General features: G+C 68.6%; 3 protein-coding genes. All 3 read left to right on the forward strand.

Annotated elements, in window-relative coordinates:
* A partial coding sequence (locus LCH29_RS43575; RefSeq protein WP_446467221.1) for an arabinofuranosidase catalytic domain-containing protein occupies positions 1–1,211 on the forward strand: 1,211 nt, incomplete at its 5' end.
* Positions 1,212–1,240: 29 nt separating this feature from the next.
* Entirely contained in the window at positions 1,241–2,569 is a 1,329-nt protein-coding gene (locus LCH29_RS43580) for a ricin-type beta-trefoil lectin domain protein (protein WP_446467222.1), read from the forward strand.
* Between the two features lie 113 nt (positions 2,570–2,682).
* Positions 2,683–3,763, forward strand: a 1,081-nt coding sequence (locus tag LCH29_RS43585) for an extracellular catalytic domain type 1 short-chain-length polyhydroxyalkanoate depolymerase (protein ID WP_446467223.1), incomplete at its 3' end; no start/stop codon positions are given.

Consider the following 3,763-nt stretch of genomic DNA (forward strand, 5'->3'; position numbering starts at 1 on the left):
ACAAGTGCCTCGACGCCAGCGGAGGCGGCACCACCAACGGCACCCCGGTCATCATCTGGGACTGCAACGGCCAGAACAACCAGCAATGGAACGTCAACCCCGACGGCACCATCACCGGCGTCCAGTCCGGACTCTGCCTCGACGCCAACGCCGCCGGCACCGCCAACGGCACCAAGATCACCCTCTGGTCCTGCCACGGCGGCACCAACCAGCAGTGGAACTCGCCGGCCCCGCCGGTGCCAGGCGGCGCGGGCACGTGCGACATCTACGCCTCGGGCGGCACCCCCTGCATCGCCGCCCACAGCACCGTACGAGCGCTCTACGGCACCTACAGCGGCAACCTCTACCAGGTCCGGCGCTCGTCCGACAGCACGACCCGGAACATCGGCGTCCTGAGCGCGGGTGGCTCCGCCGACGCGACGGCGCAGGACTCGTTCTGCGCGGGGACCGCCTGTGTCATCACCGTCATCTACGACCAGTCCGGCCGCGGGAACGACCTGTGGTACCAGGGATCGAGTGTGGTTCCCGGCTCCAGCCAGAGCCGCCCGGCGAACGCGACGTCGGAATCGCTGGCGGTCGGCGGCAGCAAGGCCTACTCGCTCTACATCAACCCCGGCAACAGCTACTGGCGGGACGGCCACCTGACCGGCGTGCCGACCGGCAGCGCCCCCGAAGGCATGTACATGGTGACCAGCGGCACCCATGTCAACGGCGGCTGCTGCTTCGACTACGGCAACAGTGAGACGACCCGAGCGGCCGACGCGGCCGGGGCGATGGACGCGATCAATTTCAGCACCCAGTGCTGGTTCGGCGGGTGCGCCGGCACCGGCCCATGGGTCCAGGCCGACCTCGAATGGGGGCTCTACTCCGGTGGCAGTCAGACCTGGAACATGAACCAGCGGGCCTTCACCAGCAAGTTCGTGACGGCGATGCTGAAGAACAACGGAACGAGCCGTTTCGCGCTCAAGGGTGGCAACGCCCAGACCGGAAGCCTGACCACGCTCTGGGACGGCGCGCTTCCGCCCGGCTACAGCCCCATGAAGAAGCAGGGCGCCATCATCCTCGGCAGCGGTGGCGACTGCTGCAAGCCCGGCGGCGGCGCGAACCTCAGCGCCGGCACCTTCTATGAGGGCGCGATGGTGTCCGGATACCCGTCCGACGCAACCGAGAACGCGGTACAAGCCAACATCGTCGCCGCCGGCTACCGCTGAGTCGCTGCATCCATGAAGGGAGAAACGTGATGCGACAAGGCAACAATCGTCACCGATGGCGCACGCTGATCGCCGTGGCCACCACGCTCTTACTCGCCGCGGCCGGCGTCAGCGGCATCTCGGTGACGTCCGCCGCCGCCGAGGTCCCCTCCCGCGCCGCGAGCGCCGGATGTGGCAAGCCCCCCGCGCTGTCGAGTGGTCCGCGCTCGATTCAGAGCAGCGGCAGGACACGGAACTACATCCTGCGGGTGCCCGCCAACTACGACAACAACCGCCCGTACCGACTGGTCTTCGGTTTCCACTGGAACGGCGGCACCGCGGGCGACGTCGACTCGGGCGGAACCAGCGGATACTCCTGGTCGTACTACGGCCTGCGGGCGATCTCGAACGACAGCGCGATCTTCGTCGCGCCCCAGGGCCTCGGGAATGGCTGGGCCAACTCCAATGGCGAGGATCTGACTTTCGTAGACGACATGATCAGGCAGATCGAGGCGGGCCTGTGTGTCGACACGAACCAGCGCTTCGCCGGGGGTTTCAGCTACGGAGGCGGCATGAGTTTCGCACTCGCGTGCGCCCGGCCGACAGTGTTCCGCGCGGTAGCCGTCTACGCGGGCGGACAGTTGAGCGGCTGCAACGGCGGCACCCAGCCGGTCGCGTACATCGGACTGCACGGCTTGCGGGACCCTGTGCTCCCGATCTCCACAGGACGCTCGCTGCGTGACAGGTTCGTGCGGAACAACGGCTGCACTCCCCAGAACCCGCCGGAGCCGGCACGGGGCAGCCTCACGCACATCGTCACGACCTACTCGGGGTGCCGCGCCGGTTACCCCGTGGCATGGGCCGCGTTCGACGCGGGTCATACGCCGGGTCCTGTCGATGGATCGGCCGGCGACTACGAACCGGGTGAGAGGTCGTGGACCCGGGCGGTGGTGTGGAACTTCTTCACGCAGTTCGACGGCACGCCGCCCACCCCGACGCCGAACCCGACCACGCTGCGCAACGAGGGTTCGGGCCGGTGCCTGGACGTCGACGGCGCAAACGCGGCCAACGGCACACCGATGATCATCTGGGACTGCCACAGCAACGCCAACCAGCAGTTCACCCAGAACGGTGCGGCGCTGCAGGTGTTGGGCAAGTGCGTGCACGTCCCCGCCGACGCCGCCGCCGGCACCCGGGTACAGATCCAGGACTGCAACGGTGGCGCCAACCAGCAGTGGGTCTTCAACAGCAACGGCACGATCCGCAACGGTCAGAACGGGTTGTGCCTGGATGTCAACGGCGCAAGCACCGCGGGCGGCTCCGCGGTCATCGTGTGGAACTGCCACGACGGCGCCAATCAGCGCTGGACGCGAGCATAGGCACACGAGTGAAGGCCGTACGTGACATCACGTGCCGCCTTCACTCCATCCGTCGCGTAGCCGGGCGCACCACTCCATCACCGTGCTCTTACCGATTGCCGAGGAGCCCAGAGATGAGACGGATCTTCATGGCGGTCGCCACGGTGCTCGCCATCGCTGTGGCGTCGCTCGGACGGCCGGCGGTCGCGTCGCCGGCAGCCGCGGCCACGCTCGTCGAGGTCACCAACTTCGGCGCCAACCCGACGAACCTGCGCATGTACCTGTACGTGCCGGACCGCCTGGCGGCTCGGCCACCCGTCGTGGTCGCCTCGCACTACTGCGGGGGAAGTGGCCCGGCTTTCCATGACGGAAGGCGGTACGCCTCGCTGGCGGACCGGTACGGCTACATCGTGATCTACCCATCGGTGACGCGCAGCAGCAAGTGCTGGGACGTCGCATCGCCACAGGCGCTGCGGCGCGGCGGAGGCAGTGACCCGGTCGGGATCATGTCGATGGTCGGCTACGTGAAGCAGCGGTACCCCGTGGATCCCGCCAGGATCTTCGCCGTCGGTGAGTCGTCCGGGGCGATGATGACCAACGTCCTGCTCGGCCTCTATCCGGACGTGATCGCCGCGGGTGCCTCGATCGCCGGCGTGCCGTTCGCCTGCTTCGCCACGACCAACGGCTCGGAGTGGAACACCGACTGCGCCCAGGGGCGGACCACGAAGACCCCGCAGCAGTGGGGTGACCTGGTGCGGGGCGCCTACCCGGGGTACACCGGGCCGCGGCCCCGGATGCAGATCTGGCACGGCACCAACGACGACATCCTGCGGTACCCCAACTTCGGTGAGCAGGTCAAGCAGTGGACGAACGTGCACGGCCTCAGCCAGACGCCCGCGCTCACAGACTCGCCGAAGGCCGGCTACACCCGCACCCGCTACGGCAGTACGGGCGGCGCCGCGCCTGTCGAGGCGATCAGCCTGCAAGGCCGGGGGCACGGTCTGCCGGACGAGGCCGCGGAAACCATCCGCTTCTTCGGCCTTGACGCGACGCCGCCCACAAACCCATCGCCGCCCACGGTTCAGCAGATCGTGGGCGCGCAGTCCGGCCGCTGCCTGACCGTCCCCGGCGCCGGCACCACCAACGGCACCCAGACCCAGCTCCGGGACTGCACCGGCGCAGCCGGCCAGACCTGGACCTACACCACCGGCAAAC

This window comes from Streptomyces sp. BRA346, assembly GCF_052851135.1.

Excerpts from the sequence above, each read along its gene's own strand:
- LCH29_RS43580 (WP_446467222.1), top strand. The coding sequence starts at position 1,241 with ATGCGACAAGGCAACAATCGTCACCGATGGCGCACGCTGATCGCCGTG.